General features: G+C 65.6%; 25 protein-coding genes. 15 read left to right on the forward strand and 10 right to left on the reverse strand.

The window, feature by feature from the left end:
• Positions 1-46: 46 nt before the first annotated feature.
• Genes aroB through pilM form a run of 7 tightly spaced genes read right to left on the reverse strand, consistent with a single transcriptional unit; the run spans position 47 to position 5,896 of the window.
• A complete protein-coding gene (aroB, locus tag NKF27_RS16910) occupies positions 47-1,165 on the reverse strand; it encodes a 3-dehydroquinate synthase (protein ID WP_108449770.1) in 1,119 nt (372 codons plus the stop codon).
• Entirely contained in the window at positions 1,162-1,710 is a 549-nt protein-coding gene (aroK, locus tag NKF27_RS16915; RefSeq protein ID WP_045991139.1) for a shikimate kinase AroK, read from the reverse strand. Before aroK ends, aroB begins: the two co-directional genes overlap by 4 nt.
• Complete coding sequence (locus NKF27_RS16920; RefSeq protein WP_367399244.1) at positions 1,710-3,125, reverse strand: type IV pilus secretin PilQ; 1,416 nt, start codon at positions 3,123-3,125, stop codon at positions 1,710-1,712. Before NKF27_RS16920 ends, aroK begins: the two co-directional genes overlap by 1 nt.
• Complete coding sequence (locus tag NKF27_RS16925) at positions 3,122-3,613, reverse strand: pilus assembly protein PilP (protein ID WP_253553546.1); 492 nt, start codon at positions 3,611-3,613, stop codon at positions 3,122-3,124. Before NKF27_RS16925 ends, NKF27_RS16920 begins: the two co-directional genes overlap by 4 nt.
• Positions 3,610-4,278, reverse strand: a complete 669-nt coding sequence (locus NKF27_RS16930; protein WP_253553559.1) for a type 4a pilus biogenesis protein PilO — start codon at positions 4,276-4,278, stop codon at positions 3,610-3,612. The genes NKF27_RS16925 and NKF27_RS16930 overlap by 4 nt, the downstream gene beginning before the upstream one ends.
• The gene (locus NKF27_RS16935) at positions 4,275-4,847 is read right to left on the reverse strand and encodes a PilN domain-containing protein (RefSeq protein ID WP_222570016.1); all 573 of its coding nucleotides are present in this window, start codon (positions 4,845-4,847) and stop codon (positions 4,275-4,277) included. Before NKF27_RS16935 ends, NKF27_RS16930 begins: the two co-directional genes overlap by 4 nt.
• The gene (pilM, locus tag NKF27_RS16940; protein ID WP_045991143.1) at positions 4,844-5,896 is read right to left on the reverse strand and encodes a type IV pilus assembly protein PilM; all 1,053 of its coding nucleotides are present in this window, start codon (positions 5,894-5,896) and stop codon (positions 4,844-4,846) included. The genes NKF27_RS16935 and pilM overlap by 4 nt, the downstream gene beginning before the upstream one ends.
• Positions 5,897-6,135: 239 nt before the next feature.
• Between pilM and NKF27_RS16945 the strand changes: the two genes are divergently transcribed.
• Both NKF27_RS16945 and NKF27_RS16950 read left to right on the forward strand, forming a co-directional pair.
• Entirely contained in the window at positions 6,136-8,664 is a 2,529-nt protein-coding gene (locus tag NKF27_RS16945) for a penicillin-binding protein 1A (protein WP_253553562.1), read from the forward strand.
• 147 nt (positions 8,665-8,811) lie between these two features.
• Positions 8,812-9,516 carry a YdiY family protein gene (locus tag NKF27_RS16950; RefSeq protein ID WP_231498599.1) on the forward strand — a complete coding sequence of 235 codons (705 nt, stop codon included), beginning with the start codon at positions 8,812-8,814 and terminating at the stop codon, positions 9,514-9,516.
• A gap of 451 nt (positions 9,517-9,967) precedes the next feature.
• Here NKF27_RS16950 and NKF27_RS16955 read toward each other — a convergent pair whose 3' ends face one another.
• Positions 9,968-11,239 (reverse strand): malic enzyme-like NAD(P)-binding protein, encoded by a 1,272-nt coding sequence (locus tag NKF27_RS16955; protein WP_253553565.1) that lies wholly within the window; start codon positions 11,237-11,239, stop codon positions 9,968-9,970.
• 489 nt (positions 11,240-11,728) lie between these two features.
• Complete coding sequence (rpmE, locus tag NKF27_RS16960) at positions 11,729-11,941, reverse strand: 50S ribosomal protein L31 (protein ID WP_045991147.1); 213 nt, start codon at positions 11,939-11,941, stop codon at positions 11,729-11,731.
• 169 nt (positions 11,942-12,110) lie between these two features.
• Between rpmE and NKF27_RS16965 the strand changes: the two genes are divergently transcribed.
• The 13 genes from NKF27_RS16965 (at position 12,111) to tatC (ending at position 24,740) form a co-directional block, all read left to right on the forward strand.
• Entirely contained in the window at positions 12,111-14,336 is a 2,226-nt protein-coding gene (locus NKF27_RS16965; protein ID WP_253553567.1) for a primosomal protein N', read from the forward strand.
• A gap of 281 nt (positions 14,337-14,617) precedes the next feature.
• Entirely contained in the window at positions 14,618-16,303 is a 1,686-nt protein-coding gene (gene argS, locus NKF27_RS16970; protein ID WP_045991149.1) for an arginine--tRNA ligase, read from the forward strand.
• A 3-nt stretch (positions 16,304-16,306) separates the two neighbouring features.
• Positions 16,307-17,041 (forward strand): SPOR domain-containing protein, encoded by a 735-nt coding sequence (locus NKF27_RS16975; RefSeq protein ID WP_108132302.1) that lies wholly within the window; start codon positions 16,307-16,309, stop codon positions 17,039-17,041.
• Positions 17,042-17,314: 273 nt separating this feature from the next.
• Entirely contained in the window at positions 17,315-17,833 is a 519-nt protein-coding gene (hslV, locus tag NKF27_RS16980) for an ATP-dependent protease subunit HslV (RefSeq protein ID WP_045991151.1), read from the forward strand.
• Between the two features lie 2 nt (positions 17,834-17,835).
• Positions 17,836-19,158 carry an ATP-dependent protease ATPase subunit HslU gene (hslU, locus tag NKF27_RS16985; RefSeq protein WP_045991152.1) on the forward strand — a complete coding sequence of 441 codons (1,323 nt, stop codon included), beginning with the start codon at positions 17,836-17,838 and terminating at the stop codon, positions 19,156-19,158.
• A 123-nt stretch (positions 19,159-19,281) separates the two neighbouring features.
• On the forward strand, positions 19,282-19,665 hold the full coding sequence (locus NKF27_RS16990) for a gamma-butyrobetaine hydroxylase-like domain-containing protein (protein ID WP_253553571.1): 384 nt from the start codon (positions 19,282-19,284) through the stop codon (positions 19,663-19,665).
• A 128-nt stretch (positions 19,666-19,793) separates the two neighbouring features.
• Entirely contained in the window at positions 19,794-20,540 is a 747-nt protein-coding gene (gene ubiE / locus NKF27_RS16995; protein ID WP_253553574.1) for a bifunctional demethylmenaquinone methyltransferase/2-methoxy-6-polyprenyl-1,4-benzoquinol methylase UbiE, read from the forward strand.
• 7 nt (positions 20,541-20,547) lie between these two features.
• Positions 20,548-21,189 carry an SCP2 domain-containing protein gene (locus NKF27_RS17000; protein ID WP_253556499.1) on the forward strand — a complete coding sequence of 214 codons (642 nt, stop codon included), beginning with the start codon at positions 20,548-20,550 and terminating at the stop codon, positions 21,187-21,189.
• Complete coding sequence (ubiB, locus tag NKF27_RS17005; RefSeq protein WP_253553577.1) at positions 21,186-22,808, forward strand: ubiquinone biosynthesis regulatory protein kinase UbiB; 1,623 nt, start codon at positions 21,186-21,188, stop codon at positions 22,806-22,808. The genes NKF27_RS17000 and ubiB overlap by 4 nt, the downstream gene beginning before the upstream one ends.
• A 22-nt stretch (positions 22,809-22,830) precedes the next feature.
• Entirely contained in the window at positions 22,831-23,163 is a 333-nt protein-coding gene (locus tag NKF27_RS17010; RefSeq protein WP_045991156.1) for a phosphoribosyl-ATP diphosphatase, read from the forward strand.
• A 57-nt stretch (positions 23,164-23,220) separates the two neighbouring features.
• A complete protein-coding gene (gene tatA, locus NKF27_RS17015) occupies positions 23,221-23,484 on the forward strand; it encodes a Sec-independent protein translocase subunit TatA (protein WP_045991157.1) in 264 nt (87 codons plus the stop codon).
• Between the two features lie 6 nt (positions 23,485-23,490).
• Positions 23,491-23,967 carry a Sec-independent protein translocase protein TatB gene (tatB, locus tag NKF27_RS17020; protein ID WP_253553580.1) on the forward strand — a complete coding sequence of 159 codons (477 nt, stop codon included), beginning with the start codon at positions 23,491-23,493 and terminating at the stop codon, positions 23,965-23,967.
• A complete protein-coding gene (gene tatC / locus NKF27_RS17025) occupies positions 23,964-24,740 on the forward strand; it encodes a twin-arginine translocase subunit TatC (protein WP_045991159.1) in 777 nt (258 codons plus the stop codon). The genes tatB and tatC overlap by 4 nt, the downstream gene beginning before the upstream one ends.
• 167 nt (positions 24,741-24,907) lie before the next feature.
• On the opposite strand, the gene elbB is transcribed toward tatC, so the two are convergent.
• On the reverse strand, positions 24,908-25,573 hold the full coding sequence (gene elbB, locus NKF27_RS17030; RefSeq protein WP_045991160.1) for an isoprenoid biosynthesis glyoxalase ElbB: 666 nt from the start codon (positions 25,571-25,573) through the stop codon (positions 24,908-24,910).
• Between the last annotated feature and the right edge of the window lie 166 nt (positions 25,574-25,739).

Genomic DNA, 25,739 nt, shown 5'->3' on the forward strand with positions numbered 1-25,739 from the left:
CCGCACAAGGCGGGCGTCGCAGTCGATACGCTGGAGACTGGCATCATCAGGCCCGTGGATAGGCCTCGATGCATTCGCCGAGCAGCGCCGGCGGGGTCTGATCGTAGACGCAGGCCTCGCCGAGCGCGCGCATCAGCACCAGGCGCATGCGGTCATCGGTATTTTTCTTGTCGAGCTTCATGCGCGACACGAAATCCTCAACCGTCATCTCCCTGGGCGCCGCCACCGGCAGACCCGCCCGCTCGATCACTCGACGGGTGCGCGTCACATCGGCCTGCTCGATAAAGCCCTGGCGCATCGACAGGTCAGCCGCCATCAGCATGCCCACACCCACCGCCTCGCCGTGCAGCCAGGTACCGTAGCCCATGTAGGCCTCGATGGCGTGCCCGAAGGTGTGCCCCAGATTCAAAAGCGCCCGCACGTCCTGTTCGGTCTCGTCGAGGGCGACGATCTCGGCCTTGATCGCGCAACTACGTTCGATGGCCTTGGCGAGCACAACATCGTCGAGGTCACGCAGCGCAGCCATCTCATCTTCCAGCCAGCCGAGAAAGTCACTGTCATGGATCAGTCCGTACTTGATCACCTCAGCAAGACCCGCGGACAGTTCGCGCTCGGGCAGGGTCGAGAGCGTGGCGGTATCGATCAGCACTGCGCGGGGCTGCCAGAAGGCGCCAATCATGTTCTTGCCCAGCGGATGATTGACCCCGGTCTTGCCCCCTACCGAAGAATCCACCTGGGACAGCAGGGTGGTGGGCACCTGGATAAAGGAGATGCCGCGCTGGTAGGACGCCGCGGCGAAGCCGACCATATCGCCGATCACCCCGCCGCCCAGCGCCACCAGCGTGGCCTTGCGGTTGAAGCCGGCCTCCAGCAGGGCGTCCCAGATGCGCGAGACGCCATCGACATTCTTGTGGGCTTCACCATCCGGCAGCACCAGGGTCTCGATCCTGAGGCGGTCGTCGGCCGCTGCCAGCGCCGAGGTCAGCCGCTCGAGATAGTGCGCGGCGACGGTGTCGTTGGTCACCACCATCACCTGGCGACCGCTGAGATAGGAGGCCAGACGCTCACCGTCATCGACCAGCCCCGGTCCGATATGGATGGGGTAGCTGCGATCGCCCAGGGCGACGGTCAGGGTCAAGGGATTCACGGACGTGGGTGTGCTCATGATGAGGCCTTGCAGGTGAGAGGATCGAGGAGGCGATGGACGCGACGAACGATATCGTTGACCACCGAGCGCGGCCCGCGGCGGTCGGTGCGGATCACCAGGTCCGCGGTGGCGCGATACAAGGGGTCACGCAGGGCGAACATGTCGCGCAGCAGTTGCTCGCGATCGCCGCGCTGCAGAAGCGGCCGGTTGCGATCCTTGGCGGTGCGCTTCAACTGCTGCTCCACGGTAGTGAACAGATAGATGACGGTGCCGCCCTCGCGGATACGCTGGCGATTTTCCTCGCGCAGCACCGCGCCGCCGCCAGTGGCGATCACTACCTTGTCGTAGTCCACCAGCTCGCTGATCATGGCGCTTTCCCTGTCACGAAAGCCGCTCTCGCCCTCGACATCGAATATCCAGGGGATATCCGCGCCACAGCGTGACTGAATCTCGTGGTCACTGTCGTAGAACGGACGTGACAATTCGGCCGCCAGCAGGCGGCCGATGGTGCTCTTTCCCGCCCCCATGGGGCCTATCAGAATCAGGTTGGGTACTTCCTGCATCAGTGAGTCGCCAGGCCGTCGTCGAGTATCCGAGGAGTGATGAATACCAACAACTCTACCTTATCGTTGACGTCCTCGGTATAGCGAAACAGCTTTCCCAGCCAGGGGATATCGCCAAGCCAGGGCGTCTTGTACAGCGTATGCAGCTGCTGGGTGGTGAGAATCCCCCCCAGCACCACGGTCTCGCCGTCCTCGACCAGTACCTGGGTCTGGATCTCGTTGGTATCGATGGCCGGCTCGCCGTCGAAGCTCTGCTCGGCCAGGGTGTCGTTGTTGATGGTCAGATCCATGACGATGCGGTCATCGCTGGTAATCTGCGGGGTGACCTCCAGCGCCAGCACCGCCTCCTTGAACTCCACGTTGGTGGCACCGCTGGAGGTGGACTCCTGGTAGGGGATCTCCTTGCCTTGCTTGATCAGGGCGGTGTGCTGATTGGCGGTGATCACCCGCGGCTCGGAGATGGTCTGGCTCTTGCCCTCGCTCTCCAGCGCATGCAACTCCAGATCCAGCAGCACATCCCCGGCCAGATAGCCGAACTTGAACGAGCTTCCCGGATCCAGGGCATCGCCCAGATCCACCCCCAGGCCACCGTAGGCATCCCCTCGATTGCCGAAGACCCCATCACCGATCTGTACCGATTCACCCAGCGCCCCGGACAGGGCACCGTCCCCGCTCCCCACAGGCAACTTGTCGTGGCGGCTGCGCGCCCCCCAGTTGACGCCAATCTCCTCGGCGGTGTTGTCTCGGGCCACCACGATGCGCGCCGAAATCTGCACCTGGCGTACCGGCACATCCAGGCGCGCCAGGGTCCAGCGAATCTCGTCGAGCTGACTGGCCACGTCCTGGACCAGCAGGGTATTGGTGCGCGGATCGGTGGCCACGCGCCCGCGATCGGACAACAGCCCGAAACCGTTCTCGCCACGCAGCAAGGCGGCGAGCTCCGCCGCCTTGGCATAGCGCACTTCGATATGCTCGGTCACCAGTGGCTCAAGCTCGTCCAGCCGCGAGGCCGCCTCGAGCTTGAGACGATCACGCTCGGCCAGCTCCGAGACCGGCGCCACCAGCAGGATGTCGCCCTGCCGACGACTATCGAGCCCCTGGCTCTCCAGCACCATGTCCAGCGCCTGGTCCCAGGGCACCGCCTCCAGGTTCAGGGTCACCCGCCCAGCGACGCTGTCACTGGCGACGATATTGAGGCCGGTGAAGTCACTCAACACCGACAGCACCGAGCGCACCTCGACATCCTGAAAGTTCAGAGTGATCGGCGCGCCCTGATAGCCCTCGCCCTGCGCCCAGCCCGGCGACACCAGCAGCACACCGACCACCAGCCCCACCAGCCACCGCGCGATCGCCTGCCCAGGCGAAAACGCCGACTCGCCTGTCCGACATGAACCGATATCAGGTCGCCTGCTCACTCGCCTACCCTCATGACACGCTCCTTCCAGCGATAGTCCTTGCCTGCAACCGCCTCCAGCCTGACGGCCTCAGCGCTGATCGCCGCAACCCTGGCGGGCGGATTGGCCAGCATCTCCCCTTGCGCCACCCGATAGAGATGACCATCGGGCGCCTCGAACAGCGCCCAATGCCGCTGCCCTCGACCCAGCACTCCCACCAGTTCAAGTTCGTCCAGGGAAAAGGCAGCAAGACCGCTGCCTTGCCCAAACCGCTGACCGCCGAAGCCCTGGCCCTCGAAGCGAAAGGGGCTTCTCGCGTTGGCGTAGCGATACTGCAGCACCGGCAGGCTCACTACTTCAGGCAACGCTACCGGCCGCCGATCGAGCTCCGGCGCCAGCGCCTCGGCCAGACGCCGATCCAGGGCGTCGAGGTCCGCCTGCTGGCAACCCGTCAGGGCCGCACCCAACAAGGCGCCCATCAGCACGCCCACCAGCCGGCGCCACCTCATGAACCCTCCACCAGCGCATCGGCGACGCGCGCCCCGTCACCAATACTGTAGGTCTGCGCCAGCGCGTGCAGCTCAAGCCCTCCCTCGACCGGCGACAGGCTGAAATCGTGCAACGTCACCAGTCGGGGCAGGTTGGCCAGATCAGCCACGAAACCACCGATGGCGTGGTAGTCGCCCCGCACCCGCAGATCAAAAGGCCGCTCGACATACAGCTCCAGGGGACGCGCCGGCCTCAGTTCGAGCTCCTCCAGCGATAGCCCGCGACGCTTGGCCACCTGGCCGATACCTTCCAACAGCGATGGGATGGCGGCACCATCCGGCAACATGCGACGCCGATCGCTGACACGCTGATCGAGATCTACCAACAGCCGCTTGAGGCGATCAAGCTCCGCCAACTCGCGTGCGCGACCTTCGAAGTCGGCGACCACCTCTCGCTCCTGACGCTGCAGCTCCACCAGACGCTGTGACAGGGGATGCAGATAGCCCACCACCATGGCCACCAGGGCGAGCACGAAAGCCAGGATCGCCACCAGGGTCCGCAGCGACATCGGCCAGCGCCCGGCCTCACTCAGCTCCAGCCGACGCCAGTCCAGCGCCTTGAGCCGGCGCCACTCATCGAGCCAGCGCTCACGCCAGCTGACGTCACCGCCCTGCTCTGAATTCATGGCAAGGGCTCCAGCGCCGGCAATGCCGCGAGGGTCATCTCCAGCGCAAAATGCTGATAGCCCTGCTCGGCCCCCACCCGCGACAAGAGTGGTTCGGCAAAGACCTGCGCTCGCTCGAGGGAGCGCAGCTGCTCGACCAGCCTGGCGCTGTCCACGGCCTCGCCCTCGAGCATCAATCTGTCGCCGATGCGCTCGACACGCTGATAGCGGACCCCCGGCGCCAGGGTGGCTGCCAGGGCGTTGACCACCGCAAGCGTCTGGCGCCGCTCGTCCTGCAGCCGCTCGAGCAACGCCTGTTCCTGATCCAGCAATGAGAGCTGGCGTTCGAGATCGACCATCTCGGCGGACTTTTCTTCCAGACGCTCGACGGCAGCGGCGACATGTCGCTGGCGGGCCTCCATCTGCCTCAACCCCCACTGCAGCCACAGCGTCGCCATCAACGCGAGCCCGACACCCGCCAACGCCGACAGCGCCACCGCCAGCCAGAAGCGTCGCGTGCGCCTGGCGCGAGCGGCCTCGCGCCAGTCAAGCAGATTGACCTGGACCTCGTTGATCGTCACATCTTTCATGGTCGTCCTCGCATGGCCAGGCCGCAGGCGGTCAGCAGGGCCGGCGCTTCGCCGCGTAGTGCCGCCGCGTCCAGCGATGGCTTGAGCGCCATCCCCTCCAGCGGGTCCACCTGGCTGACCGGCAGGCCGAGGGCCTGGCTCAGACGATCGGCAAGCCCCGCGACCAGGCTGCCACCTCCCGTCAACAGCAGTCGCTCGAGCGGGCGCACATGGTCCGACACCTGATACAGCTGCAACGATCGCTGGATGTGCTCCACCAGGGTCTCGACGAAGGGCCCCAGCACCGTCTGCGAATAGTCGTCCGGCAAACCGCCCCGTTTCTTGCCGAAGCCGGCCTCATCCATGCCGATACCGTAGTGACGCTGGATCGCTTCGGTGAGCTGCATGCCGCCGAACAGGCTGTCATGGCTGTAGACGATGCGCCCGGCCACCACCACGTGCAGCGTGTTGAGGTAGGCGCCCACGTCCACCAGGGCCAGGGCGCCGTCCCCCAGTCGGCGACGACGGCAAAGGCCAGCGATGGCCCGCTCGATGGCGAAGCTCTCGACATCCACCGCCGCAGGCATGAGCCCGCTGGCCTCCAGCGCCTGGGTCAACTGCTCGACGTCCTGGCGACGACAGGCCACCAGCAGCACCTCCTGCCACTGCGGATCGTCGGAGCAGCGCCCCAGGCGATAGAAGTCAAAGGCCACCTCACGGAACGGAAACGGTATGTGCTTGTCTGACTCCCATTCGATACGGGCCTCGATCTCTTCATCATCGAGCGCTGCCGGATAGCGCAGTACCCGGGTTATCGCCGCGCGGGATGGCACCGCCACGGCGGCCTCTCGACTCCCTGGAGAGGCCAGCTCGACCACCCGCGACAGCACCTCGATGACCTCGCCCATATCACGTATGCGGCGCTCCACCACGGCCCCTTGACGCAGCGGTCTGACCGCGTAGCCGGCCACGCGGTGGCCGGCGTCGTCCTCCACCAGCTCGATCAACTTGACCGAGGCGGAGGTGATATCGACACCGACCAGACCCTTGTCCTTCGAGGAAAACCACATGAGCCCATCACACTGCCACCATGGCACCGCGCCCGATGCACGACGCTGTGGCGCCAGCCTAGCCAAAACCGAGCCGGGCCTTACTGATCCATGACGGCACTTTGTGCAACAAGACGGGCAATTCGTCACAATGGTGGTGACAGGCCCTCCCAGTTCCTATAATGGCCGACGCAAAGGACTGCCTTACCCCATCTCTTCGCCCCGCCGTTTTTCGTTCTCAGCATGGACACCGCGATTTCATGAAGTATCTCAGAACGCTCATTTTCTCCGCCGTGTGGCTGGTGATATCGCTTGGCGCCGCCGCGGCCCTGGGCGTCGTCGGTGCCGCCCTCTACTTCGCTCCTGGGCTTCCCGATGTCCGTCAACTGCAGGACTTCGAGCTGCAGACGCCACTGCGCATCTACACCCGCGACGGTCAGCTGATCGGCGAATTCGGCGAGGAACGCCGCATGCCGGTCGACTTCGAGGACATTCCCGAGCCAATGCTCCAGGCACTGATGGCAGCAGAGGATTCGGCGTTCTTCGAACACCCCGGCGTCGACCCCAAGGGCCTGGCCCGGGCCGCAGTGGAACTGGTGTCCAGCGGTGGCGATATCCAGTCGGGCGGTTCGACCATCACCATGCAGGTGGCGCGCAACTATCTGCTGACGCTGGACCGCACCTTTACCCGCAAGCTGCGTGAGATCCTGCTGTCGCTGCAGATGGAACAGATCCTGAGCAAACAGGAAATCATGGAGCTCTATGTCAACAAGATCTTCCTGGGGCACCGTGCCTACGGCATCGCCGCCGCCGCCGAGGTCTACTACGACAAGCCGCTCGATGAGCTGACGCTGGCCCAGCACGCGATGATCGCAGGCCTGCCCAAGGCGCCTTCGGCCTTCAACCCCCTGGCCAACGCCGAGCGCGCGCTGATTCGCCGCAACTGGATCCTGTTTCGCATGCGCGAGCTGGGCTACATCGACCGGAGCGCCTATGACGAGGCGGTTCAGGCGCCGATCACCGCCAGTCGCCACGTGGCCAAGGCCGAGGTTCAGGCCGACTATGTCGCCGAGATGGCCCGTCAGTTCGCCACCGATCGCTTCGGTGACGAGGCCTATACCGGCAGCTATCGCATCACCACCACCATCGACAGCGAGCTCCAGCCCATGGCTCGCCAGGCGCTGGCCAATGGCCTGATCGCCTACGACACCCGCCATGGCTGGCGCGGGCCTGAGGACACCGAGATTCCTCAGAGTCTGGCCGAAGCCCAGGAAAAGACCGAGCGCACCGGCCTGGAGGAAGAGCTGTCCGAGTCCCCCGAGGTCATGGAAACGGCCCGTCGCGCGGCCGAACGCAGCCAGACCAGCGTCGAGGGCGTCGACGGCGACGTCAGCAACTGGCTGCAGGTACTGGAGCGCACCCCGACCTATGGTCCGCTGGAACCCGCCATCGTGGTGAAGAGCGAAGGTCGCGAGATGCAGGTGCTGGCCCATGAGGGCGAGCTGATTACCCTGGCCTGGGATGGGCTGGACTGGGCCGCGCCCTACAAGAGCGCCCGCTATCGCGGCGCGGCGCCCTCCTCGGCGTCCCAGATCGCCAGCCGGGGTGACCTGGTACGCATCCTCCAGCGCGAGGACGGTAGCTGGCGCCTGTCCCAGCAACCGGGAGCCGAGGGCTCACTGGTAGTGATGGACCCGCAGACCGGCGCGATCCTCGCACTCCAGGCCGGCTTCGACTTCGACGCCAGCAAGTTCAACCGCGCGATTCAGGCCCGTCGCCAGGCCGGCTCCATCTTCAAGCCGTTCATCTACCTGGCGGGCCTGAACAGTGGCGAGGTGACCCCCGCCACCGTCATCAACGATGCCCCGGTGGTACTCAACGACGGCAGCAACGAACTGTGGCGCCCGTCCAACTCCAGCGGTGACTTCCTCGGCCCGACCCGACTGCGGGTCGGCCTTGCCCGCTCTCGCAACCTGGTCACCATTCGCCTTCTGCAGAACATCGGGCTGAGTCGCACCATCGACTTCCTGGTGGACTTCGGCTTCTCCCGTGATCGTCTACCCAACGGCCTGTCGCTGGCACTGGGCAGCGCCAGCCTGACCCCGCTGGAAATGACCAACGCCTACGCGGTGCTGGCCAACGGCGGCTTCCGGGTGTCGCCCTGGTTCATCGAGAAGATCACCCAGGGCGAGCAGCAGACCCTGGTGGAAGAGGCAAGCCCCCGCGTGGCCTGCCGCGAATGCAGCGAAGGCCAGACCACCACACAGATCGACGGCAAGACCTACGAGGTGGCGCCCAGGGTCGCCAACGAGCGTGCCGTCTACCTGCTGCGCGACATGCTGCGCGACGTGGTCGAGCGCGGCACCGCCCGCCGCGCCCTGGCACTCGAGCGCACCGACATCGTCGGCAAGACCGGCACCACCAACGACCAGCGTGATGCCTGGTTTGCCGGCTTCAACGGCGACTACGCTACTACCGTGTGGGTGGGCAAGGACGACAACACCCCCACCGCCGAGTACGGCGCCCAGGCCGCCTTGCCGATCTGGGTCGACTTCATGGGCCAGGCGCTGGCCGGCAAGCCGGAGAACATCCCCGAACAGCCGCCCGGCATCATCACCGCCAGGGTCGACGCCAACAGCGGTCGCCTGCTGCGCGACGGCCAGGGTGGCGGCGTCGAGGAACTGTTCGACGAAGACCACATGCCCACCGTACAGCCCCGCCGTGTCGAAAGCGCCGTCGAGCGCCACAGCGGCTCCCAGGGTACCGGCGCCTACGAAGCCATCTTCTAAGGCCATTACCCCTCCTTCCCGTCGGGAAGGAGGGGTCCCTTGTCACTTCGCGCTACCCACCACGCCTTGAACCTTCCTAGAGACCACCTTATGGTGATTTCCCGTTTTTATTTGCCCGCGACGGCACTATGCATTTTCGGGCTTTTTGTGCCGATAAAAGCCGCGCTGGCGGACGCCTTCTACGCCCCGATCCCCGTCCATGACGACTCGCCGGACTTTCTCGGCCATGTCGAGTTCGGCTACACCCATCTGTCGGGCAACTCCAACAGCGAGACCTTTCTCGGCAAGGCTCAGCTCACCTGGCTGCAGGGGGCCTGGCTGTCACGCCTGCGCGGCGAGGCCCGCCACGCCAGCGAGGACAGCGAGACCAGTGCGGAACAGTATCTGGTGTCCTTTCGCCAACGCCGGGAACTGGTCGGCCCGCACTATCTGTTCGGCTTCGGCCGCTGGGAGAAGGATCGCTTCAGCGGCTACGACCACCAGTTCACCGCCATTACCGGCTACGGCCGCCAGCTGATCGACGACGACCGCGCCCACCTGGCGCTGGAGGCAGGCCCCGGCTATCGTGCCGACATCCTGCCCGGCGAGAACGACCAGCGTCTGGCGGTGGCCTACGGCGCCCTGGAGGCCGGCTATGCGCTGAGCGATAGCGCCACCCTCGAACAGGAACTGTCGCTGGAGACCACCCGCAAGAACTCGACGGTGCGCTCCTATACCGCCCTGGATACCCGCATCAACGCCCATATGTCGCTGCGCCTGTCCCACGAGATCAAGCACAACTCGGATCCCCCCGAGGACGCCGAGGCCAAGACCGACCGCATCACCTCGGCCTCGCTACGCTACGAGTTCTAGCGACCAAGAACCGACCGGCTCCTCGGCCTCGCTACGCTACGAGTTCTCAAGCAGCTCCCATCCCTTGGGATCCCCCCGAGGACGCCGAGGCCAAGACCGACCGCATCACCTCGGCGTCACTGCGCTACGAGTTCTAAAGCAGCGTCCATTCCCCGATGGCCTCGCTGCGCTACGAGTTCTAAGCTACGAGTCCCCAAGCAGCTCTCATCCCTTGAGGACGCCGAGGCCAAGACCGACCGCATCACCTCGGCCTCGCTGCGCTACGAGTTCTAAAGCAGCGTCCATTCCCCGATGGCCTCGCTGCGCTACGAGTTCTAGCGACCAGGACCGATCGGATTACAGCCACCAGACGCGACAAGGCCCTCCACTGGAGGGCCTTGTCGTTGCTGTCGAGACGTCTGGATCTATCGGCGTCTGGATCTAGCGGCGCCTGGATCTATCGGCGCCTGGCTCAGCCGCCGTAGACGTCGTCGATGGTCTTGAGCGGATAGTGCGACGGGTAGGGCTTTCTGGCCACGCCGGAGTCCACCGCTGCCTGGGCCACCGCCGAGGTCACCCGCTCCAGCAGACGCACGTCCACCGGGGTCGGAATGATGTACTCACGGCCGAAGCTCATGGCGTCCTTCTCGTAGGCTTCCAGCACCGCCTGGGGCACCGGCTCCCGCGCCAGGTCCTTGAGCGCGTGGACGGCGGCGACCTTCATCTCTTCGTTGATGCGGGTGGCGCGCACGTCCAGGGCTCCGCGGAAGATAAAGGGAAAACCGAGCACGTTGTTGACCTGGTTCGGATAGTCCGAACGTCCGGTGGCCATGATCACGTCCGGGCGGGTCTCCCGCGCCAGGTCGGGATGGATCTCCGGATCCGGATTGGTGCAGGCGAAGACGATCGGGTCCTTGGCCATCTTGCGAATATGATCGGCGGTCATCAGGCCAGGGCCGGACAGACCGATGAACACATCGGCACCATCGATGGCGTCATCCAGGGTGCGCTTGTCGGTGTCCACCGCAAACATCGCCTTGTACTGGTTGAGGTCCTCACGACCCGTATGGATAACGCCCTTGCGATCGAGCATCACCAGGTTCTCGGGGCGAGCACCACAGGCCACCAGCAGCTTCATGCAGGCGATCGCCGCGGCGCCGGCGCCCATGCACACGATACGCGCCTGATCGAGGGACTTGCCGGCAATTTCCAGCGCATTGAGCATACCCGCCGCCGTGACGATGGCGGTGCCATGCTGATCATCGTGAAACACCGGGATCTTGCAGCGCTCGACCAGCGCCTGCTCGATCTCGAAACACTCCGGTGCCTTGATGTCCTCGAGGTTGATGCCGCCCCAGCTATCGGCGATCCGCGCCACGGTATCGATGAATGCCTGGGGACTCTCGGCGTCGACCTCGATATCCACAGAGTTGATGCCGGCGAAGCACTTGAACAGCACACCCTTGCCTTCCATCACCGGCTTGCTCGCCAGCGGCCCCAGGTTACCGAGGCCAAGGATGGCGGTGCCGTCGGAGATCACCGCCACGGTGTTGCCCTTGCCGGTATAGCGATAGGCGTTTTCCGGGTCCCGCGCGATCTCTCGCACCGGCTCCGCCACGCCGGGACTGTAGGCCAGCGCCAGGTCCTTGGCCGTGGCGGTCGGCTTGGTCAGTTCGACCGACAGCTTTCCGGGAATGGGGAGGGCGTGATAGTCCAGCGCAGCCTGCTTCTTTGCGTCCGTCATGCTTGGTGTCCGGATGTCCTTGTGGAACGGTGGCAACACAATATAGAAAAATATTCCATTTCTCAACACGATTGAGAAAAGCGTCAGTTATACGCCCGTTTCAGGATTTTCGCTGACAATGTCGACAACTTTTGCTGCATTGCACCAACCCTTGTCATGAAGAAAGATGCAAGGAAGGTGAGCGCAGAGATGGGCCAAGGGTGACGCTGGAAGCTCACCGCTTGGGCAAGCGCGAGTTCGCTCAGTGACAACGATGAGGCCCGACCATCGCCTCCCTTTGCTGCTTGAAGCCTAGTCGCCCGCCGCGCGTTGCGCATTGATGCAACGCAATAACGGGAACGCTCACGCGGTCGCGGGCCCTGTCCTTTGCCCCCGTTCCTCTGCGCGCCCCCAAGACGCAACGAACCCGCCATGAAGGCGGGTTCGAAGGGGACATTGCCCGAGCATCGTCGGCCAGCGTTTCTCGCTGGCGCGTTCAGCTCCGTACGATCAACGCTTGAGCGCGGCACCGAAACGCTTGTTGAAGCGCTCGACGCGACCACCGGTGGTGGCCTGCTTCTGCTTACCGGTGTAGAACGGGTGGCACTGAGAGCAGACGTCCAGGCTCAGGTCGTGGCCAGCGGTGGAACCGACCTCGAAGGTGGCGCCGCAGGAACAGGTCGCATTGACCGTCTTGTAATCCGGGTGGATACCTTGTTTCATCGTGAACCTCACTTTTCGGTATGCCGCCACCTGATCCATTGCCAGGCACCGCATACGGGTAATGGCACGGGCACTCGTTGGTGCGTCGTCAAGCCCCTGTGCCGGCCGGTGATCCGCTCCCATCAAGGAAGCGGCGGAGTATTCTAGCAGACTTCATTGTGGAGGCCAATTGGCTGACTCTCCTGCCCCGCGCGTGCTGCGGATCGCCATTCCATCCCCCCTTCGCCGCCTGTTCGACTACCTCCCCCAGGGGGTGCCCCCGCAAGGGGGCTGGTCGCCGGGGCTGCGCGTGCGCGTCGAGTTCGGCCGCCGCCAGGTGGTGGGCGTCATCGTCGACTGTCGTGACGACAGCGACCTGCCGCTGGCCAAGCTGAAGCCGATCCAGGCCTGTCTGGACAAGGCGCCGCTGCCAGGCGATTGGCTGTGGTTATGTCGATTCACCTCGCGCTACTACCAGCACGCCCTCGGCGACACCCTGGCCCATGCCATGCCGGTGTTGCTGCGTCAGGGACGCCCGCTGGAGGCGCGGGTACGCGAACGCTGGCAGGTCGCCTTGAACGGCGATCCTGCCCGCCTGGGCCGGGCTCCGCGCCAGGCCGAACTGCTGGAGATGCTGCGCCAGCATCCCCAGGGCCTCACCACCCAGGTGATCCATGCGCAATCCTTCACCCGCGACCAGCTCAAGGCGCTGGAAACCAAGGGGCTGGTGAGCTGCCACGAGGAAACCCTCACCGGCCCCACCCCCGACGACAGCCAGGGCCTGCTGGCGAGCCCGGCGCTGGCCCTGAACGACGAGCAGGCCAAGGCGCTGAACCAGCTCCACCAGGGGCTCGATCGCTTCCACCCTTGCCTGCTGCACGGGGTGACCGGCAGCGGCAAGACCGAGGTCTACCTGCAGTTGATCGAGGCGGTGGTGGCCAAGAAGCGCCAGGCGCTGGTGCTGATTCCCGAAATCGGCCTGACTCCGCAGACCCTGGGGCGCTTTCGCCAGCGCTTCCGGGTCCCGGTGGTGGCGCTGCACTCGGGGCTGACCGACCACGAGCGCCTGGACGCCTGGGAGGCGGCGGCCAGCGGGAGGGCGCCGATTATCATCGGTACCCGCTCGGCCATCTTCACCCCGCTGGCACGTCCAGGCCTGATCATCGTCGACGAAGAACACGACGGTTCGTTCAAGCAGCAGGACGGGCTACGCTACCACGCCCGCGACCTGGCGGTGGTGCGCGCCAAGCGCCATGGCATTCCGCTGCTGCTGGGGAGCGCCACGCCATCGCTGGAGAGCCTGCACCGCGCGCGCACCGGTGACTACGCTCACCTGCGGCTGACCCGGCGGGCCACTCGCCACGCTCCCGCTCGACTGGAGCTGGTCGACCTCAAGGGGCGCCCTCGACGCGGCGGCCTGATTCCGCCGGTCATCGACGCCATCAAGGCAACGCTGGATGCCGGCCACCAGGTGCTGGTGTTCATCAATCGCCGCGGTTTCGCCCCCACCCTGGCTTGTCACGCCTGCGGCTGGATGGCCGAGTGCGACCACTGTGACGCACGCATGACCTGGCACCGCCAGCCGCCGATGCTGGCCTGCCACCACTGCGATCGCCGCCGGGTCATTCCCGACGCCTGCCCGGACTGCGGCAGCGCCGACCTGCGTCCGCTGGGTAGCGGCACCGAGCGTACGGAGGAGAGCCTGGCCGAAACCTTTGCCGAGACCCCGGTCCACCGCATCGACCGCGATAGCACCCGGGCCAAGGACGCGCTCGAGAAGATGCTCACCGAGGTCCGGCGTGGCGAACCAGCGATCCTGGTCGGGACCCAGATGCTGGCCAAGGGCCACCATCTGCCCCACGTCACCCTGGTCGTGGTGGTCAACGCCGACGCCGGCCTCTACGCCAGCGACTTTCGCGCGCTGGAGCACTCGGCCCAGTTGCTTGAGCAGGTGGCCGGGCGCGCCGGCCGCGCCGCCCACCCTGGCCGAGTGCTGGTGCAGACCATGCACCCGGACGACCCCAGCCTTCGTCTATTGGCCGAGCGCGGCTACGACGCCCTGGCCGAGTCGCTGCTGGAAGAACGCCGCATCGCCGCCCTGCCGCCACTGCGCTTCATGGCCCTGGTCCGCCTGGAAGGCCCCCGGGAAGACGCCCTGACGGCACTCGCCCGGGAGATCGCCGGCGAATTGCGCGAGCAGGTACGTAGCCTGGCTCTGGATCTCGACTGCCTCGGCCCGGTACCTGCCCCCATGGAGCGCCGTCAGAACCGCTACCACCTGCAGATCGCGCTGATGGCGGAGCGACGCAGTCAGCTGCACCCCGCGCTCGAATGGCTGGCCCACCGTCTGGAAGCCTGGCCCGAGGCGCGGCGTATCCGCTGGTCCATTGACGTCGATCCGCAGACCCTGAGCTGAGGACCCACAAGAAGAGAGGCTGCGTCGCAGCCGCTGCTTTCTACGCTCCGCGCTGGAATGGCTGGCCCACCGTCTGGAAGCCTGGCCCGAGGCGCGGCGTATCCGCTGGTCCATTGACGTCGATCCGCAGACCCTGAGCTGAGGTCCGATACGCTGAGCTTTGCCGCCCCGGCCTTTAAAGGCCAGGCGCAATCATCGATAATACGCGGTCTGCCCGCCGACAGGTGCTCCCGCCAGGATTCGCCACGCTCGGCCACCGTGCCACAGGACATAGACGCCTCATGAAAGACACCATCGTTGCGCTGCTGGATGCCGCTCTTGCCGAGCTCAAGCAGCAGGAAGTCGTTCCCCAGGAGCTTTCCCCGGCCTACAAGGTCGACCCGACCAAGGACAAGGCCCACGGCGACTACGCCACCAACCTCGCCCTGATGCTGGCCAAGCCGGCCAAGGCCGCACCGCGCCAGGTGGCGGAAAAACTGGTCGCGGCCCTGCCCGAAAGCGCCGCCGTGTCCAAGGTCGAGATCGCCGGCCCCGGCTTCATCAACTTCTTCGCCGCCACCGACGCCGCGGCCCAGGTGGTGCGCCAGGTGCTGGACGCCGGCGACGCCTTCGGCCGCAGCCTGGCCGGCGCTGGCGAAAAGGTGCAGGTGGAGTTCGTTTCCGCCAACCCCACCGGCCCCCTTCATGTCGGCCACGGTCGGGGCGCCGCGGTGGGCGACTGCCTGTGTCGCCTGCTCGAGGCCACCGGCTACGACGTCACCCGCGAGTTCTACTACAACGACGCCGGCGCCCAGATCACCAATCTGGCGCTGTCGGTGCAGGCCCGCGCCAAGGGGCTGGGCCCGGACAGCGACGGCTGGCCGGAGGACGGCTACCGCGGTGGCTACATCGAGGACGTGGCCAAGGCCTACCTGGCCGGCGAGACCATCCACGCCGACGACCGCCACGTCACCGCCAAGGGTGACCCGGAGGATCTCGACGCCATCCGCGAGTTCGCAGTGGCCTACCTGCGTCGCGAACAGGACCTGGACCTGCGCGCCTTCGGCGTCGGCTTCGATGTCTACTTCCTCGAGTCCTCGCTGTACCAGCAGGGCAAGGTCGAGGAGACCGCCCGTCGCCTGACCGATAACGGCCACACCTACGAGCAGGACGGCGCCCTGTGGCTGCGCACCACCGACTTCGGTGACGACAAGGATCGGGTGATGCGCAAGAGCGAGGGCGGCTACACCTACTTCCTGCCCGACGTGGCCTACCACCTGGACAAGTGGCAGCGCGGCTTCACCAGCGTGATCAACGAGCAGGGTGCCGACCACCACTCCACCGTGACCCGGGTACGCGCCGGCCTGCAGGCGCTGGATGTCGGTATCCCCCAGGGCTGGCCGGACTATGTGCTGCACCAGATGGTGCTGGTCACCCGTTCCGGGGTCGAGGTCAAGCTGTCCAAGCGGGCCGGCAGCTACGTCACCCTGCGCGACCTGATCGACGAGGTCGGCCGCGACGCCACCCGCTTCTTCCTCGCCGCCCGTCGCGCCGACTCCCAGCTGACCTTCGACATCGATCTGGCGCGCTCGCAGTCCAATGACAACCCGGTGTACTACGTCCAGTACGCCCACGCCCGGGTGTGCAGCGTGCTGCGCAAGGCCGAGAGCGAAGGCCTGGCCTTCGACCACGCCACCGCCATGGCCAACCTGGGCCTGCTTGAGGCAGACCAGGAAAAGGCCCTGCTCAATCGCCTGGCGCGCTATCCCGAGGTGGTCGAGCACGCCGCCAAGGCCCGAGAGCCGCAGCAGATCGCCCAATATTTGCAGGATCTGGCAGCCGACTTCCATAGCTGCTACAACGCCTGCAAAGTCATGGTCGACGACGACGCCCTGCGCAATGCGCGCCTGGCGCTGGGCCTGGCCGCGCGTCAGGTGCTGCGTAATGGACTCGACCTGATGGGCGTCGGTGCACCGGAGGAGATGTAAGCCATGGCCACTCGCAAGGCGCCCCCGCGCAAGCGCGGAGCAACCACCAGCCAGAAGCGCAGGCAAGCACCCAAGCAGGCCCGCGGAGGTATCCCCGGCTGGCTGTGGGCCGCCGTCGGCGTGGTCGCAGGCTTCCTGCTGGCCCACCACCAGAACGGTACCGCTCCCTGGCAGGATCCCCGTTCACCGGTGGCGGCGGTACTGCCCAAGCCCTCCAGCGGCGAGCAGCAGGGCAGCAATGCGAGTGGCAGTGCACAAGGCGGACAGGCCAGCGAAAGCGAGCCGCCGATGCCGACGTTCGAGTTCTATACCCTGCTGCCGGAGTCCGAAGTCATCGCCTCCGACGAGGAGATGCCGGCGTCCACCGCCAAGCGCCCCGAGGCGGCCCAGCCGAGCGAGGACGAGATCTCCGCGGACGACCCCATCGCCGCGGTGATCGCCGCCAACTCCCGCGAAGAGGAAGCGTCGTCCACGCCATCCGAGACACCGCGCAGCGCCGAGCGTCGCTACATGCTGCAGGCGGCCTCCTTCCGCGAGGTCAACGATGCCCGACAGCTCGCCGGGCGACTCAAGGACTTCGGCCTGCTGGCCAAGATCAGCGAGGTCGAAGCCACCGGCGGCGCCACCTGGCATCGCGTGCAGGTCGGCCCCTACAGCGATCGCAATGAACTGTCGCGGGCCCAGGATCTAATGAGCACTCAAGGCATCGAGCCGCTGCTGATCCAGCTGCAGAACTGACGTCGGCACACCTCCTCCTTCTGAAGCTACGCCCACCAGGCCCAGAACATCACGTCTGGGCCTGGTGCGTACTGGCCACCGCTCAAGCACCCATCGTGGCGGCGTCTCTCTTCCTCTGTTGCACCGTCTTCTTGGCGCAGCGAGCCGCATTCCCGAGTCGCCCGCGCTTGAAATCCTTGCGACCCGCCCGCACCTACCAGCCTATCGCTTATGCAGAGGGCTCTGCCCCTCGACAGTCACCGGAGGCCTCGGCTTCCCCAAGGAGAATTCTCCATGACCACGATCGTTTCCGTTCGCCGCGGCGACCAGGTGGCATTGGCCGGCGATGGCCAGGTGTCACTGGGCAACACGGTGATGAAGGGCAACGCCAGCAAGGTGCGTCGCCTCTATCACGGCCAGGTGCTGGCCGGTTTTGCCGGCGGCACCGCCGACGCCTTCACCCTGTTCGAACGCTTCGAGGCCCAGCTGGAGAAGTACCAGGGCAACCTGGTCAAGGCCGCGGTGGAGCTGGCCAAGGACTGGCGCACCGATCGCGCCCTGCGCCGCCTCGAGGCGCTGCTGGCGGTGGCCGACAAGAAGGCCTCGCTGATCATCACCGGCAACGGTGACGTGGTGGAACCCGAGCGTGGCATCATCGCCATCGGCTCCGGCGGCAACTACGCCCTGTCCGCCGCCCGCGCGCTGCTCGAGAACACGGAACTGTCGCCCCGCGAGATCACCGAGAAGTCGCTGGAGATCGCCGGTGACATCTGCGTGTTCACCAACCATCACGTGACCCTGGAAGAGCTTTGATCATGACCCAGATGACGCCCCGCGAAATCGTCCACGCGCTGGATCAGTACATCGTCGGTCAGCAGGATGCCAAGCGCTCCGTGGCCATCGCCCTGCGTAACCGCTGGCGCCGCATGCAGCTCGACGGCGAGCTGCGCCAGGAGGTCACCCCCAAGAACATTCTGATGATCGGCCCCACCGGCGTCGGCAAGACCGAAATCGCCCGGCGCCTGGCCAAGCTGGCCAAGGCTCCCTTCATCAAGGTCGAGGCGACCAAGTTCACCGAGGTGGGCTACGTCGGCCGTGACGTCGAGTCGATCATCCGTGACCTGACCGAGGCAGCGATCAAGCTGGTACGCGAGCAGGCCAAGGAAGAGGTCGGCCACCGCGCCGAGGACGCCGCCGAGGATCGCATCCTCGACGCCCTGCTGCCGCCGCCCCGTGGCCAGGAAAACGAGCCGCGCGAGGACTCCTCGACGCGCCAGATGTTCAGGAAGAAGCTGCGTGAAGGCCAGCTCGACGACAAGGAGATCGAGATCCAGGTGTCGCCCCAGGCGCCCAACCTCGAGTTCCAGACACCGCCGGGCATGGAAGAGATGACCAGCCAGCTACAGAACCTGTTCTCCGGCATGGGCAAGGGCAAGACCGAGACCCGCAAGGTCACGGTCAAGGAGGCCTTCACCATCCTGCGCGACGAAGAGGCCGGCAAGCTGGTCAACGAGGACGACATCAAGTCCCGCGCGGTGGAGGCGGTGGAGCAGAACGGCATCGTCTTCCTCGACGAGATCGACAAGGTCGCCAAGGGCAGCGGTCAGTCCAGCGGCGGTGAGGTCTCCCGCGAGGGCGTCCAGCGCGACCTGCTGCCGCTGATCGAAGGCTCCACGGTGTCGACCAAGTACGGCATGGTGAAGACCGACCACATCCTGTTCATCGCCTCCGGCGCCTTCCACCTGTCGCGTCCCTCGGATCTGATCCCCGAGCTGCAGGGCCGTCTGCCGATCCGTGTCGAGCTGTCGGCGCTGACGCCGGACGACTTCAAGCGCATCCTGACCGAGCCGTCCGCCGCCCTGACCCGTCAGTACGAGGCGCTGCTGGCCACCGACGGCCTCGAAGTGCGCTTCACCGATGACGGCATCGAGCGCATCGCCGAGATCGCCTTCAACGTCAATGAAGGCACCGAGAACATCGGCGCCCGTCGCCTGCACACGGTAATGGAGCGGCTGCTCGAGGAGGCCTCGTTCAAGGGCTCGGATCTCGGCAACCCGCTGGTCATCGACCGTGCCTACGTCGATTCTCAGCTCGGCGAACTGGCCATGGACGAGGATCTGAGCCGGTATATCCTGTAACCACCGGCCAAGCACCCTCGATGACCGGGCCGCCGCGCACTGCGCCGCGGCCCGGTCGTGCTTTCGATGCCGCAAATGCTGAAGTCAGGGCACGCCCACCGTGCTGAAACAGAGAGGATCGCCATGAGCGCCCCCACTCCGACCCTGGTGCACTACCACAGAAAGGCCCGCGAGCTCGAGATCGGCTACGCCGACGGCTCCCGCCACCGCCTGTCGGTGGAGTACCTGCGGGTGTTTTCTCCCTCCGCCGAGGTCCGTGGCCACGGCGGCGACACCGCCACCCTTCAGGTCGGCAAGAAGGACGTGGGCCTTGCCGACATCACCCAGGCGGGCCGCTACGCCCTCAAGCTGCACTTCGACGATGGCCACGACAGCGGCCTTTACAGCTGGGACTATCTGGACTGGCTGATCCGCGAGCGCGAGGCCAACTGGACCGACTATCTCCAGCGTCTGGACGAGGCCGGCGCCAGTCGCGAGCCGCTGGGTATCGAGATCCGTCAGCTGTAGCGATCGACACCGGTGTGGCGACAAGCCGGGTGACGGTCAAAGACAAGCCACCTCGGCAAGGCTACAATGGCCGCTGCCAAAGAGCCCCCATCGGCTCTTCTCGCAATCGCTCACGACTCGGGAGTCCCATGGATAAGCGCACCACCCACTTCGGTTTTCAGGACGTGCCGGTCGAGGAAAAGGCCTCACGTGTCGCCGATGTCTTCCACAGCGTGGCGGCTCGCTACGACGTGATGAACGACCTGATGTCCTTCGGTATCCATCGGCTGTGGAAGCGACTGACCATCGAACGTTCTGGCGTCCGGCCTGGTCATAGCGTACTCGACATCGCCGGCGGTACCGGCGACCTGGCGCTGAAGTTCTCGCGCATGGTGGGACCGCGCGGCAAGGTGGTGCTGGCCGACATCAACGCCTCCATGCTTGGGGTGGGACGCGACAAGCTGATCGACCGTGGTGTCGGTGGCAACGTCGAGTACGTCCAGGCCAATGCCGAATGCCTGCCATTTCCCGACAACACCTTCGACTGCATCACCATCGCCTTCGGCCTGCGCAACGTCACCGACAAGGACGCCGCACTGGCCTCCATGGCGCGCATCCTCAAGCCCGGCGGCCGCCTGCTGGTGCTGGAATTCTCCAAGCCTGACAACCCGCTTCTGACCCGTGCCTACGACGAGTACTCCTTCCGTCTGCTGCCGAGGATGGGCGAACTGGTGGCCGGCGACGCCGACAGCTATCGCTATCTGGCCGAGTCGATCCGCATGCATCCGGACCAGGAAACGCTCAAGGGCATGATGGAAACCGCCGGACTCGAGCGCGTCGAATACACCAATCTCACCGGCGGCATCGTCGCGCTGCACCGCGGCATCAAGCTTTGAGGACATGATGGCCTTGACCCCGACCCTGCTGCTGGCCGGCATCGAGAAGACCGTCAACGCCCTGCTCGCACGCGACCCTGCCTCGCCTTCTCGGCTGCGTTCGCTGGCCGGCCAGCGGGTGCTGATGTGCCTGGAGTCCCCGCGTGTCCAGCTGGCGCTGTGCTATCACCCCCAGGGGGTTGACCTGCTCTTGGTAGACGAAGTCGATGAAGGCGCCTGGGACGCCATCGTCGAGCTGGACAGCGATACCCTTGGCCGACTGGCCGGCGGCGCCGACATGGAACGTCTAATGTTCGAGGGCCGTCTGGCGGTACGCGGCAAGATCCACCTGCTCGAGGCGACCCGCGACCTGCTGCTGGATCTCGATCTGGACTGGGAGGCTGAGCTTGCCCGCTATCTCGGCGACCTGCCGGCTCACCAGCTCGCCGAAGGACTGCGCGGCCTGTCACGCTGGGGCCTGCGTACCCACCGTGAGCTATGTGCCGACGTCTCCGAGTATGTCTTCGAAGAGGCCCGCTGGCTGCCCGGCCGCCATCAGCTCGAGGCCATGCGCGAGGCGCTGACCGAGCTGGAGCTGGCCACCGACCGCACCGAGGCACGCCTCAAGCGTCTGACTCGACGGCTGGCCCGGGAGAACGACGCCTCATGATCCTCCGCCCGCTGCGTATCATCTGGGTCGTCACCCGCTACCGTCTCGACACCCTGCTGCCGCTGGAAAAGCTGCCCTGGTGGCTGCGCCTGATATTCACCTGGTCGCCGCTCAAGCTGATTCCGGTCGGCGAGCGCTCCCGTGGCGAACGCCTGCGCCTGGCGCTGGAATCACTGGGACCGATCTTCGTCAAGTTCGGCCAGATGCTGTCGACCCGGCGCGACCTGTTCCCCGACGACATCGCCAATGAGCTCAAGCGGCTGCAGGATCAGGTACCGCCCTTCCCCGGCGAACAGGCCGAGGCGCTGATCGAGGAATCCCTGGGCGAGCCGCTCGAGATACTGTTCGCCGAGTTTTCCCGTGAGCCGCTGGCCTCGGCCTCGATTGCCCAGGTCCACACCGCCAGGCTGCCCGACGGCCAGGACGTGGTGGTCAAGGTGATTCGCCCAGGCATCGAGCGGGTCATGCGCCAGGACATGGCGCTGATGTACCTGCTGGCACGCGCGCTGAACAAGGTGCCGGAAGCGCGCCGCCTGCACCCGGTGGAAGTGGTCCGCGACTACGAGACCACCCTGTTCGACGAGCTCGACCTGACCAAGGAAGCGGCCAACACCTCCCAGCTCAAGCGCAACTTCGACAAGTCGCCACTGTTGTACGTGCCGTCGATCCACTGGCCGCTGACCCGCCACAAGGTGATGGTCCAGGAACGCATCCACGGCGTGCCGGTGGCCGACATCGAGGCGCTCAAGGCCCAGGGCACCGACCTGAAGCGCCTGGCCGAGCGCGGCGTGGAGATCTTCTTCACCCAGGTGTTCCGCGACAACTTCTTCCACGCCGACATGCACCCGGGCAACATCTTCGTCTCCCGCCAGGCGCCGTCCGATCCCCAGTACATCGCCATCGACTGCGGCATCGTCGGCAGCCTTACCCGGGAAGACCAGGACTACCTGGCGCGCAACCTGCTGGCCTTCTTCCACCAGGACTACTACGAGGTCGCGGCGCTGCACATCGAGTCCGGCTGGGTGGCCGAAGATACCCGCGCCAACGAGTTCGCCGCTGCGGTACGCACGGTCTGCGAGCCGATCCTCGAGAAGCCGCTCAAGGACATCTCGTTCGGCCAGGTGCTGCTGGGCCTGTTCCAGACCGCGCGACGTTTCAACATGGAGGTCCAGCCCCAGCTGGTGTTGCTGCAGAAGACCCTGCTCAACATCGAGGGCCTGGGCCGTCAGCTCTACCCGGACCTGGATCTGTGGGCCACCGCCAAGCCCTACCTGGAGCGCTGGATGAAGGAGCGCGCCGGCGCCCAGGGCCTGTGGGAGTCGTTTAAGCGGCAGGCGCCGGAGCTGACCCGGCAGCTACCGGAGTTGCCGGTGCTGGCCCACCAGGCACTGTCCCAGACCGAGAAGCGATCGCGCCAGATCACCCAGCAGGGTGAGGTCATGACCCACATCCTCGGCCAGCTAACCCGCCAGGCCAGGCGCATACGCCGGACCCGACTAGGGCTCGCCCTGGCCGCTGTGGCGCTGGCCTGGCAGCCTTTGTCCGGCTGGCTGTCCGACCAGCCCTGGCCGGTACTGGTGGCCGCGGGCATCGGCACATTGCTGGTGATCTGGAACTGATCTTTTAATGGAATCTTCACCGATGAGCGATATTCTGAACCAGCTCGACGCCGCCCTCAGCGAACGTCGGCACGCCGATCCTGACACTTCCTACGTCGCCTCCTTGCATCACAAGGGGCTGAACAAGATACTCGAGAAGGTGGGCGAAGAGGCGGTGGAGACCGTACTTGCCGCCAAGGATGTTGACGCGGATCCAGCCAGTCGCGAGGCGTTGATCGCCGAAACGGCAGACCTGTGGTTTCATAGTCTGGTGATGCTCTCGCACCTGGGACTCGACCATCGGCAGGTGCTGGATGAACTCGCCCGACGCTTCGGCGTTTCGGGGCATGAGGAGAAGGCCTCGCGCCGCTCCTGAGCCTCGGCGGGAACCAACGATTCACGGCGCCTGGCGCCGCATATTGAGGAAGTTCTTATGTTAGGTGGTATCAGTATCTGGCAACTGCTGATCGTGCTCGGCATCATCATCCTGATCTTCGGCACCAAGAAGCTGCGCAACGTTGGCAGCGACCTGGGTGGCGCGGTCAAGGGCTTCAAGAAGGCCGTCAACGAAGATGAGGACAAGTCGGAGGAGGCCAAGCCCCAGGCCCAGGTCCGTCATGACGAGACCGATACGCCCAACAACACCTACGACGTCGAGGCGGAGCGCAAGCCCGAATCCTCCGACGAGCGCAAGTAACGCCACATGTTCGATATCGGCTTTCTGGAACTGCTGATCATCGGGGTGGTGGGACTGCTGGTGCTGGGTCCCGAGCGCCTGCCCAAGGCCGCGCGTACCGCCGGCCTGTGGATCGGACGCATCAAGCGTTCGGTGGCCGGCATGCAGCGCGAGATCAGCGCCCAGCTCGAGGCCGAGGAACTGCGCCAGAAGCTCAAGGAGCAGGAACGCAAGCTGGACGACAGCGTCAACCAGGCCAAGCGCAGCGCCGAACAAGCCAAGCGCAGCGTGGAATCCATCGCCGACACCCCGAACAAGGGCAACGGCGGGCAGGCGGATTCCACCGGCGCCCAGTCTGCCTCGGCCGGCCAGCGGCTGGACGACGCCGTCGACAGTGCCGCACGCGCCTCGTCGTCCAGCGCTTCGGCTTCCACGCTCTCCCCCGCATCAGCGCCCAGCGATGACACCGCCTCTTCCGAGCACAAGGACTCCGCCACCCGATGAGCGATACCGGTGACACTCCGCCGTCAAGCCAGGGCCACGCCCCACTGATCGAACACCTGGTGGAGCTGCGCTCGCGGCTGATGCGCGCCGTGATCGCCATTCTGGTGATCTTCCTGGCGCTCTACGCCTTTTCCAACGACATCTACCAGTTTGTCGCAGACCCCCTGATGGAGCTGCTGCCGGAAGGCTCCCAGATGATCGCCACCGAGGTGGCGTCGCCCTTCCTGGCGCCGTTCAAGTTGACCCTGGTAGTGGCGGTGTTCGTGGCCATTCCCTTCGTCCTGCACCAGGCCTGGGCCTTCGTGGCGCCAGGGCTGTACGACAAGGAAAAGGCCCTGGCGCTACCGCTTCTGGCCTCGAGCGTCCTGCTGTTCTATCTCGGAGCGGCCTTCGCCTACTACGTGGTCTTTCCCCTGCTGTTCGCCTTCTTCACCCAGACCGGGCCGGAGAACGTGCAGGTGATGACCGATATCAACCAGTATCTCAACTTCGTGCTGAAGCTGTTCTTCGCCTTCGGTATCGCCTTCGAGATCCCGATTGCCACCTTCCTGCTCATCCTCACCGGCGCCGCCAGCGTCAAGAGCCTGAGCGCCAAGCGCCCCTACGTCATCCTCGGCTGTTTCGTCATCGGCATGCTGATGACCCCGCCGGACGTGGTCAGCCAGAGCCTGCTGGCGGTACCCATGTACCTGCTCTACGAGGTCGGGCTGCTGTTCGGCCGGTTGGTCAAGAGGCGGAGCAGCGATGACGAGGAAGCGCCGGACGAGGCGTGATCGCCACACCGGCAAAGCCCCCGTCAGCAGAATGCACAAAGCCCGAGGCATTGGCCTCGGGCTTTGCTTTTTTACCGCTCTCGCGCCGGTGGTGTTCAAGGCGCTTGGCGACAATGATCCGCCATCGTCTGGCGTCTCAGCGGGGCCTGGCCCCGCTGAGACGGCGCTCAGGTGTTGACGTCCATCATCTCGTCGATTCGATCCACCAGCTTGTTGATGCCCAGCGCCGCCTCGCTGATGCGGGTAGCCAGCATATAGGCGGGGGTGGTCACCAGGCGATGCTCGAAGTCCACCACGATATCGTCCACCGCACAGCTGCGATGCAGGCCGCCCATGGCGCTGATGCAACCACACACCTCGGGGTCGGTACCGATGGTGACGGCGATGCCCGGCCCCAGCACCTTGGGCACCAGCACCGGCGCGATGCACATCAGGCCGATCGGCTTGCGCGCATCGTGAAACTCGATCAACAGCTCAGCCAGGTCTTCGTGGACCTCCATCTCGGACTTGGCCGTGGCGTAGTTCGAAAGATTCTTGGCCGCCCCGAAGCCACCGGGCAGGATCAGGGCATCGAAGTCCGATGCCGACAGTTCGTCCAGCGGCGAAATCTCGCCCCGGGCCAGGCGGGCGGACTCGACCAGCACATTGCGCGTCTCCTCGACGGCCTCCCCGCTGTGGTGGTCGATCACCTCCTGGTGAGCGATATCCGGGGCAAAACAGCGATAGGCGATGCCCAGCTGGTCCAGGCGCAGCAGGGTCAGGGTGGTCTCGTAGATCTCGGAACCATCCTGTACGCCGCAGCCCGACAAGACGATCGCTACCTGTTTACTCATGTCATTCTCCTTTATAGCGCGTCGCGAACGGGGCCGGACGCGGCCAAGACTGCCACTACTCTAGAGAGTCGCCACGGGTGCGACAAGACGCGACTTTCGGCGAACGGGAGAGGAGGAATATACTCAATCAATGTCATGCTTTTGTCATGAAGTGCCACCAGACTAG

It is taken from the genome of Halomonas sp. DN3, from assembly GCF_024137905.1.
In the GTDB taxonomy this organism is placed as follows: domain Bacteria; phylum Pseudomonadota; class Gammaproteobacteria; order Pseudomonadales; family Halomonadaceae; genus Halomonas; species Halomonas litopenaei.

Coding starts and splice junctions, on each gene's coding strand:
- aroB (WP_108449770.1), bottom strand. CDS start 1,165: ATGAGCACACCCACGTCCGTGAATCCCTTGACCCTGACCGTCGCCCTG.
- aroK (WP_045991139.1), bottom strand. CDS start 1,710: ATGCAGGAAGTACCCAACCTGATTCTGATAGGCCCCATGGGGGCGGGA.
- NKF27_RS16925 (WP_253553546.1), bottom strand. CDS start 3,613: ATGAGGTGGCGCCGGCTGGTGGGCGTGCTGATGGGCGCCTTGTTGGGT.
- NKF27_RS16930 (WP_253553559.1), bottom strand. CDS start 4,278: ATGAATTCAGAGCAGGGCGGTGACGTCAGCTGGCGTGAGCGCTGGCTC.
- NKF27_RS16935 (WP_222570016.1), bottom strand. CDS start 4,847: ATGAAAGATGTGACGATCAACGAGGTCCAGGTCAATCTGCTTGACTGG.
- pilM (WP_045991143.1), bottom strand. CDS start 5,896: ATGTGGTTTTCCTCGAAGGACAAGGGTCTGGTCGGTGTCGATATCACC.
- NKF27_RS16945 (WP_253553562.1), top strand. CDS start 6,136: ATGAAGTATCTCAGAACGCTCATTTTCTCCGCCGTGTGGCTGGTGATA.
- NKF27_RS16955 (WP_253553565.1), bottom strand. CDS start 11,239: ATGACGGACGCAAAGAAGCAGGCTGCGCTGGACTATCACGCCCTCCCC.
- rpmE (WP_045991147.1), bottom strand. CDS start 11,941: ATGAAACAAGGTATCCACCCGGATTACAAGACGGTCAATGCGACCTGT.
- argS (WP_045991149.1), top strand. CDS start 14,618: ATGAAAGACACCATCGTTGCGCTGCTGGATGCCGCTCTTGCCGAGCTC.
- NKF27_RS16975 (WP_108132302.1), top strand. CDS start 16,307: ATGGCCACTCGCAAGGCGCCCCCGCGCAAGCGCGGAGCAACCACCAGC.
- hslV (WP_045991151.1), top strand. CDS start 17,315: ATGACCACGATCGTTTCCGTTCGCCGCGGCGACCAGGTGGCATTGGCC.
- hslU (WP_045991152.1), top strand. CDS start 17,836: ATGACCCAGATGACGCCCCGCGAAATCGTCCACGCGCTGGATCAGTAC.
- NKF27_RS16990 (WP_253553571.1), top strand. CDS start 19,282: ATGAGCGCCCCCACTCCGACCCTGGTGCACTACCACAGAAAGGCCCGC.
- ubiE (WP_253553574.1), top strand. CDS start 19,794: ATGGATAAGCGCACCACCCACTTCGGTTTTCAGGACGTGCCGGTCGAG.
- NKF27_RS17000 (WP_253556499.1), top strand. CDS start 20,548: ATGGCCTTGACCCCGACCCTGCTGCTGGCCGGCATCGAGAAGACCGTC.
- ubiB (WP_253553577.1), top strand. CDS start 21,186: ATGATCCTCCGCCCGCTGCGTATCATCTGGGTCGTCACCCGCTACCGT.
- NKF27_RS17010 (WP_045991156.1), top strand. CDS start 22,831: ATGAGCGATATTCTGAACCAGCTCGACGCCGCCCTCAGCGAACGTCGG.
- tatA (WP_045991157.1), top strand. CDS start 23,221: ATGTTAGGTGGTATCAGTATCTGGCAACTGCTGATCGTGCTCGGCATC.
- tatB (WP_253553580.1), top strand. CDS start 23,491: ATGTTCGATATCGGCTTTCTGGAACTGCTGATCATCGGGGTGGTGGGA.
- tatC (WP_045991159.1), top strand. CDS start 23,964: ATGAGCGATACCGGTGACACTCCGCCGTCAAGCCAGGGCCACGCCCCA.
- elbB (WP_045991160.1), bottom strand. CDS start 25,573: ATGAGTAAACAGGTAGCGATCGTCTTGTCGGGCTGCGGCGTACAGGAT.